The sequence below is a fragment of the Bradyrhizobium sp. genome (assembly GCF_019242285.1).
Classification (GTDB): domain Bacteria; phylum Pseudomonadota; class Alphaproteobacteria; order Rhizobiales; family Xanthobacteraceae; genus Bradyrhizobium.
The window spans coordinates 1-6585 of the sequence record NZ_JAFAVV010000497.1 but is presented as its reverse complement, the minus strand read 5'-3'; the positions used below and the strand labels follow the sequence as shown (position 1 = coordinate 6585).

Annotated in this window: 7 protein-coding genes and 1 tRNA gene; 4 read left to right on the top strand and 4 right to left on the bottom strand. The window is 63.6% G+C overall.

The window, feature by feature from the left end; translation table 11 throughout:
• Nucleotides 1-167: 167 nt before the first annotated feature.
• A complete protein-coding gene (locus JOY90_RS19625) occupies nucleotides 168-1136 on the bottom strand; it encodes a helix-turn-helix domain-containing protein (RefSeq protein WP_291692765.1) in 969 nt (322 codons plus the stop codon).
• A 442-nt stretch (nucleotides 1137-1578) separates the two neighbouring features.
• Between JOY90_RS19625 and JOY90_RS19620 the strand changes: the two genes are divergently transcribed.
• Nucleotides 1579-1875, top strand: coding sequence for a helix-turn-helix transcriptional regulator (locus JOY90_RS19620; RefSeq protein WP_291692764.1), 297 nt, complete (start codon nucleotides 1579-1581; stop codon nucleotides 1873-1875).
• A 36-nt stretch (nucleotides 1876-1911) separates the two neighbouring features.
• Here JOY90_RS19620 and JOY90_RS19615 read toward each other — a convergent pair whose 3' ends face one another.
• Together JOY90_RS19615 and JOY90_RS19610 are read right to left on the bottom strand one after the other, a co-directional pair.
• Nucleotides 1912-2292, bottom strand: coding sequence for an NUDIX hydrolase (locus tag JOY90_RS19615; protein WP_291692763.1), 381 nt, complete (start codon nucleotides 2290-2292; stop codon nucleotides 1912-1914).
• A gap of 187 nt (nucleotides 2293-2479) precedes the next feature.
• Nucleotides 2480-3310 carry a class I SAM-dependent methyltransferase gene (locus JOY90_RS19610; RefSeq protein ID WP_291692762.1) on the bottom strand — a complete coding sequence of 277 codons (831 nt, stop codon included), beginning with the start codon at nucleotides 3308-3310 and terminating at the stop codon, nucleotides 2480-2482.
• A gap of 132 nt (nucleotides 3311-3442) precedes the next feature.
• On the opposite strand from JOY90_RS19610, the gene JOY90_RS19605 reads away from it, so the two are divergent.
• Nucleotides 3443-3877, top strand: a complete 435-nt coding sequence (locus tag JOY90_RS19605; protein ID WP_291692761.1) for a hypothetical protein — start codon at nucleotides 3443-3445, stop codon at nucleotides 3875-3877.
• Nucleotides 3878-4101: 224 nt separating this feature from the next.
• Here JOY90_RS19605 and JOY90_RS19600 read toward each other — a convergent pair.
• Nucleotides 4102-4175: transfer RNA gene (locus JOY90_RS19600), tRNA-Gln, on the bottom strand.
• 540 nt (nucleotides 4176-4715) lie between these two features.
• On the opposite strand from JOY90_RS19600, the gene JOY90_RS19595 reads away from it, so the two are divergent.
• Both JOY90_RS19595 and JOY90_RS19590 read left to right on the top strand, forming a co-directional pair.
• Nucleotides 4716-5969: an ABC transporter substrate-binding protein gene (locus tag JOY90_RS19595; RefSeq protein WP_291692760.1), complete on the top strand. Its 1254-nt coding sequence runs from the start codon at nucleotides 4716-4718 to the stop codon at nucleotides 5967-5969.
• Nucleotides 5970-6070: 101 nt separating this feature from the next.
• Nucleotides 6071-6585 (top strand): branched-chain amino acid ABC transporter permease (locus JOY90_RS19590; protein WP_291692759.1); only part of this gene is annotated, 515 nt, incomplete at its 3' end.

Sequence of the window (6585 nt, the reverse complement as noted above, 5' to 3'; positions counted from 1 at the left end):
GAGACCGTCACCCCACCCCGGCACGCATCTCGCTTCGCTCGATCGCGTGCCGACCCTCCCCCTCCAGGGGAGGGTGGGCCCAACCGCTCTGCTCTTCCCATATGCGATAGCCCTGCCGCGAGCGGGGAGAGGTGAAACGGAATTCGTGGTGAGCCGCACTGCCGGCCTCATGACACCGATCTTGGCCCGAGCGCGCCGAAGGTCTTCGGGTCGTAGGCGAGCTTATACTGCATGTCGGCGGCGACGATCGGCTGTCTGCACTGGTCGCAGATCACGGAGCCGTGGAAATCGTGTCCGCAGGTGAGGTGCTCGAGCAGGACCGGCGGCTTGCCGCCGGACAGCCAGCGGTCGCCCCAGTGCTGCATCGCGACGAACGAGCCGAACAGATCCTTGCCCATCTCGGTCAGCCGGTATTCGTAACGATCCGGCGCATGCTGGTAGAGCCGGCGATAGAGCACGCCGAAGCCGACCAGCCGTGACAGCCGGTCGGTCAGGATGTTCGGCGCGATCGCTAGCTCGGTCTGGATCTTGTCGTAGCGGCAGTTGCCGAGGAAGGCCTCGCGCATCACCATGAAGCTCCATTTGTCGCCGATGATCTGCAGCGCGCGCGAGACCGAGCTCGGTCGGCCGAGCAGGAAGCGGCTGGCGTCGGAGACCCGCCGCGTATTGCGGCCGGGCTTGGCCGGATGCCGCCCGGCGCCCGGCCCGTCGCGATAGGTCACCTCCTTCAAATGAATCCGCTCGCCGCAGGCGGAGCACGCGACGATCGGGCGGCTCTCGCAGCCGCAGACCATGTGCACGAGGATCAGCGGCGGCGGCTGGTCGCCGGCGAGCCAGCGGTCGCCGAACTGCATCAGCGCGGTGAAGCTCGAATAGAGGTCGAGCCCCATCTCGGTCAGGCGGTATTCCTTGCGCTGCGAGGCGCCGGTCGCGACCTGCCGGAAGATCGCAAGCCCCGTCAGCTTCTTCAGGCGATCGGCAAGCGTGGCGCGGGGAATGCCGAGGGCCGAGCGGAACGCTTCGAAGGTCTGGGTGCCGAAAAATGCTTCGCGGATGATCAGGAAGGCCCAGGCGTCGGAGACGATGTCGAGGGTGCGCGCGACCGAGCAGTTCCGCTCCATTCGCAGCGTCGCCACGTCTCCGCGAGCCGTCGTGCCGTCCGGCGGCTGCGGCTTCGCTTTCGGAATTCTCGCTGGGGCAGGGCGCGTCATGCGGGTCGGTCTCGAGGGTCGGATTTGGCGGATCAAGGCTGGTGTCTGTCCGACAATCCCAGCGCATTCGACTCCACGGAAACGCCACTCTGGTTAACGCATGTCATGGACTCTACTATGCACGCACTGGGAAACAAGTGAAACCGCTCATATCAACGCCGTCGCGCAGCAGGTTGCAATGATATATATATACTATGTTGGATTGCATAGGCCATGCAAGTTGCGTCGCCCGGCTATCCCGGGCTCTGCATCGTGATCGACGCGCGGAAGGCGCATTCGCGGCCGATCATCGTCGTCACCGCCTCGCACGCTCAGGCAAGTGCAGTTAGCCTGGACGCTAATTTGGCTGTTTGCTAACAGTCGATCCATGATCGATGCATTTCGGGCTCTCGCCAACGAGAAGCGGCTCCTCATCCTGGAATGGCTCAAGGACCCGCGCGCGCATTTCCCGCCGCAGGCGGACGGCGACCTAGTCCATGACGGCGTCTGCGGCGTCTTGATCGCGCAGAAGCTCGAGATCAGCCAGCCGACGCTCAGCGAGCACATGAAGGTGCTGACGGGGGCGGGGCTCGTCACCGCCAAGCGGGTCAAGCAATGGACGTTCTACCGGCGCAACGACAAGCGCATCGGCGAATTGAAGAAGGAGTTCGCCAAGAGCATCTGACGGCGAGCCGGGGTTTTCCAGCCTGGCAAGCACCGCTCACCGCTTCGGGAACAGCTTGTCGCGGATGTAGCGGGAGGTCGGCGTCAGGCGAATCCCGCGCGGCTTGCGCCAGGTGGCGCGGTCGATCTCGTGCTTGTCGCCGATCGCAAGCTCGCCCGAGGCACGCTTGGTGATGAAGATGGCGTCGCTCATGCGACCGTTCGAGTTCCGCTTCTTGGCCTTGACTTCCTTCCAGAGCCGCAGGCGCCCGAGCTTCAGTTTTGGCAGCTCCTCCTTGATCTCGCGCCTGAGGCAGGCCTTGTCGCTCTCGTTCTGCCGCTTGCGGCCGCCTGGAAACATCCAGCGGCCATCGCGCCGGCGCCGGACCAGGAGGACCCGGCCGCTCTTTGCGGCCACGAGCTTGGAAGATTTTGCCATTTTCCGCGTGCACCACTTCCCGAAAGGTCCGGCATCTTAATTCTGCCATTCCTGCGGCAACAAGCTTAAGGCGAGTCGGCCCGTCAAGGGAGGTATAATTTTCGGAAGGCCAGGGTCGAGCGCTTCCAGGGATGCCCAGGTCGAGCCCGTTCGGTCATTGCGATCAGGCCGGGCCGGTTCCGCCGTCCTAAACGGCCACCGCCTCGACATACAGCATCGGCACCGCCATCGCGACACATCCCTCGGCGCCGGCTACGGTACCGAGCCGGACCTCGAGCCGCTCGAACACCTCGCGCTCATCGGCGTTGCCGACCGCCCGGCGCCAGCCGTCCAGGAACCATTGCACCAGCGAATGTCGCAACAGCGCCGAGCCATCGGCAAAGCGCATCCGGAAACGGCTCTCGAAGCTGCGCGACACCGCAAAGCGGCTGCCCTCGAGCAGGTGCGCGATCGTATCCAGCGACAGGCGGTGCGCTGCCTCGCGATGCAGCGCCTCGCGCGCCGCCTTGAGCCGGAGCTCGCCGAGAATGTCGTCCAGCAGGGCATAGAGCCCGCCGAAATGGCCCTGGACATTGGTGGTGAGGACGAGGCGCGCCCCGCCTGTGGCGACCCGGCGACATTCGCGCAACGCGGCGGTCGGATCGGGAAAATTGTTGATGCCGAGATTGGCAACCAGGAGATCGAAGCTTGCGTCCGGAAACGGCAACGCAGCGACGTCGGCGGCGACCAGCGCAACGTTGTCGAGCCCATGCAGCCGCAGCTTCAACCCTGCGCGCGCCAGCGCCTCGGTCCAGACGTCGACGCCGGTGAAGCGCGAGGAGGCACCGTGCAGGTGCGCCAGCTCGATCAGCGGAAAGCCGGTGCCGCAGCCGATGTCGAGGCCCGAAATGCCGCGGCGGATGTCGAGATGATCGAGCAGGAGCGCGCCGAACCGCGCGCTCCAGAACGAGGTCTCGTCGTAAATCTCGGCGAGATGCGGCGGCACCGCGCCGACTGGACGATCGAGGTAATTGGACATTTTGGCTTGCTCTTTCCTCGCGAGCTGCACGCGTCGCGTGTGTTCCCGTGCGGTACACTTCGGGAACCCGATGGTAACTTTCGAGTTAATCCTTAAGTCAAAAAGCGTGTTTGAAATAGTCGAGTAGGCGTCATGAAACAGGTTTTCGACCAGCTCCTGAAATTCCTGCAGCAAGGAATTGCCGCGATCTTCCACTTCGCCGAGCTGATCTGGACCTGGTCCGTCGATCAGATCTCCAGGCTCGTCGCCGTGCCCTGGCCGGATTGGCCCTTATGGAAGCAGGTGTTGCTGGTGATCATCATCATCGCCGTGCTCGGCTCGCTGTACCGGGTCGGCTGGGCGCTGTTCGAGGCCGCAACCAGCATCCTCGCCGCATTCGCAGCCCTGCTCGCGGTGCTGGTGCAGACGCTGCCGCAGGTGCTGCTGGCGGGGATCATCGCCCTTGGCGGCGTGTGGCTCGTCAACCACCTCGACAATTCCCCGTTGCAGATCCCGAGCTGGATGCAGGCCCAGAGCAACTCGCCGCCCCCGCCCAGCCATCCAGAGGAGCCGGCGAAGGATCACTGAAGCCTCGGCGGCCCCTAGGGAGCGTAGCCCGGATGAGCGCAGCGACATTCGGGTTTCCGATAGTCACCCCGGATGTCGCTTCGCTCATCCGGGCTACGCTGTCACGGCATCGTCATTGCGAGCGGAAGCGAAGCAATCCGTGGACGCACAACTGAAGCGTGGATTGTTTCGCTCAACGGGTCCGCGAAGATGCGTCAAGCTTTGGATGGATCGGCGCAAAGCGCTGGCTGGGGAACCTGGATTCGAACCAAGACAAGCAGAGTCAGAGTCTGTTGTGCTACCGTTACACCATTCCCCAAGGAATCTTAGCAGAGTCAATAGCTTGCTGAGCTGCTCGGCCGGCCGGCACGTCCAAGCGGTTGTCCTTTGCGGCGCGACGCGCCCTTCTACCTGCTGTCAGCCCGGCTTGGCAAGGGTGCTTCGCGGCGGATTGGACCGCGCGCGGCTTGCGTCGCGCGCTCATGTCGCAGCGGCCGCTCATCGGAGGCTCGACATGTCTTGTCGTCCGCCCTCGTCACGTCATCCCTAGTCGAAAACTTGCCGCCCGTTTTGCGCGCGGGCTTCATGCCATTGACCCTGAAAGTGCGCATTCTCCGATCACGAAGCGTCGCGTCGCGCGATCGTCACGTCGCATCCTTCGCGAACACGGCCGCGTGACATGTCGTGACCTTGGAAAGCAGGTACATGTCTCCCGCAGCAGTTGTGCTGCGCCGCCACCGCTTGCCCGACCCAATCAGCCATGCAATGTAGGCATCGCAACGGGCAAAGAGAGGTCGGGGACTCGTCTCCGTGCGCCGGGGCTTCAATTAGCAGAGCGTCGTGAACGCGGAGAGCGTAGATGAGTTGCAAGTACGTCGCCGGATTGGTGTGCGCCAGTTCGCTTTCGTTGTTGGTGGCGAGCCAGGCCTTGGCCGCCGACCAGGTCGTCAAGATCGGGGCGATCTATCCGATGACCGGAGGTGCGGCGACCACCGGCATCCACGCCAAGGCCGCGCTCGAGGTTGCCGAGGACATCATCAACAATGCCCATCCGGAGCTCGGCGATTTTCCGCTGGCCAAGAACGCCGGCTTGAAGGGGCTGGGCGGCGCCAAGATCGAGGTGGTGTTTGCGGACAACCAGGGCAGCCCGGCCACCGGCCAGAACCAGGCGCTGCGGCTGATCACCCAGGAGAAAGTCGTGGCGCTCAACGGCGCGTTCCAGTCCGGCATCACGCTGACGGCGAGCGCGATTGCCGAGAAATACGGCATTCCCTTCCTCGCCAGCGAGTCGGTCGCGGCCAATCTCACCGAGCGCGGCTTCAAATGGTTCTTCCGCACGACGCCGATCGCGACCGATTTCGCCAAGGTCTATTCGGATTTCGTCGATGACATGAAGGCCAGCGGCGCCAAGGTCGGCAACGTCGCGCTGGTCCATGACAACACCGAGTACGGCGTATCGGTCGCCAAGACGCTTGCCGACGTCTTCAAGGAAAACGGCAAGACCATCGCCCTCGACGTCGCCTATCCCTCGAATGCCACCGACGTGCAGAGCCAGGTGCTGCAGCTGAAGGAGAAGAACCCGGACGTCGTGATCATGATCTCCTACACGTCGGATGCGATCCTGTTCGCCAAGACCATGCAGGCGCAGGACTACAAGCCGCCGATGATCATCGGCGACGATGCCGGCTATTCCGATCCCTCCTTCATCAAATCGGTCGGCAAGATTTCGCAGGGCGTCTTCAACCGCTCGTCCTGGTTCGTCGGCCCGCCCGGCTCGCCGACCGCTGTCATCGCCGACCTCTACAAGAAGAAGAGCGGCGAGGAGATGGACGATACGGCCGCCCGCGAGATGCAGGGCTTCCTCGTGCTGGTGGACGCCATCGACCGCGCCGGCTCGACCGAGCCTGCCAAGATCCAGGCGGCGCTGAAGGCCACCGACCTCAAGCCGAACCAGCTCATGATGGGCTACAAGGGCGTGAAGTTCGACGAGAAGGGCCAGAACATCCTCGCCTCCTGCATCATGGTGCAGCTCGAGGACGGCGAGAACTACGCTGCGGTCTGGCCGAAGGACCTGGCCGAAAAAGCGCCCACATTGCCCTATAAGGGCTGGTGAAACATCAAGAGGAACGTGAAGGGTGGGATTCGAAGGAATCCCGCCCTTTACGTCGTTTGGACCTCGAGCGGTACTTTTCCCTCGCAACGATGCGCGGCTTCATGTCTTTTGTTCTGGTTCAGGTGATCGTCGGCGGGCTGTTGCTGGGGGCCGTGTACGCGCTGTTCTCGTCCGGGCTGACCCTGGTCTGGGGCATGATGAACATCGTCAATTTCGCCCATGGCGATTTCGTCATGCTCGGCATGTACGTGGCCTATGTGGTCTACACTGTGCTCGGCGCGGGCCCGCTGGTCGGGGCGCCGCTCGCCACGCTCCTGCTCGCCACGGTCGGTATCATCGTGTATTTCGCGTTGATCCGCCACATCATGAAAGGACCGATGCTGGCGCAGATTCTCGGCACGTTCGGGCTGGCGCTGTTGTTGCGCTACTCGGTGTTCTGGTGGTTCGGCTCCAACTTTCTCACACTGCCGGGCGATCTCGTCGGTGGCACCTTCGATCTCGGGGGCATTCGCATTCCCGCCTCGCGCCTCCTGGCCGGGGTCGTCGCGCTGGTCGTGACCTTCGGTCTACATCTGCTTTTGACCCGAACTTCCTTGGGCTCAAAGATGCTGGCGGT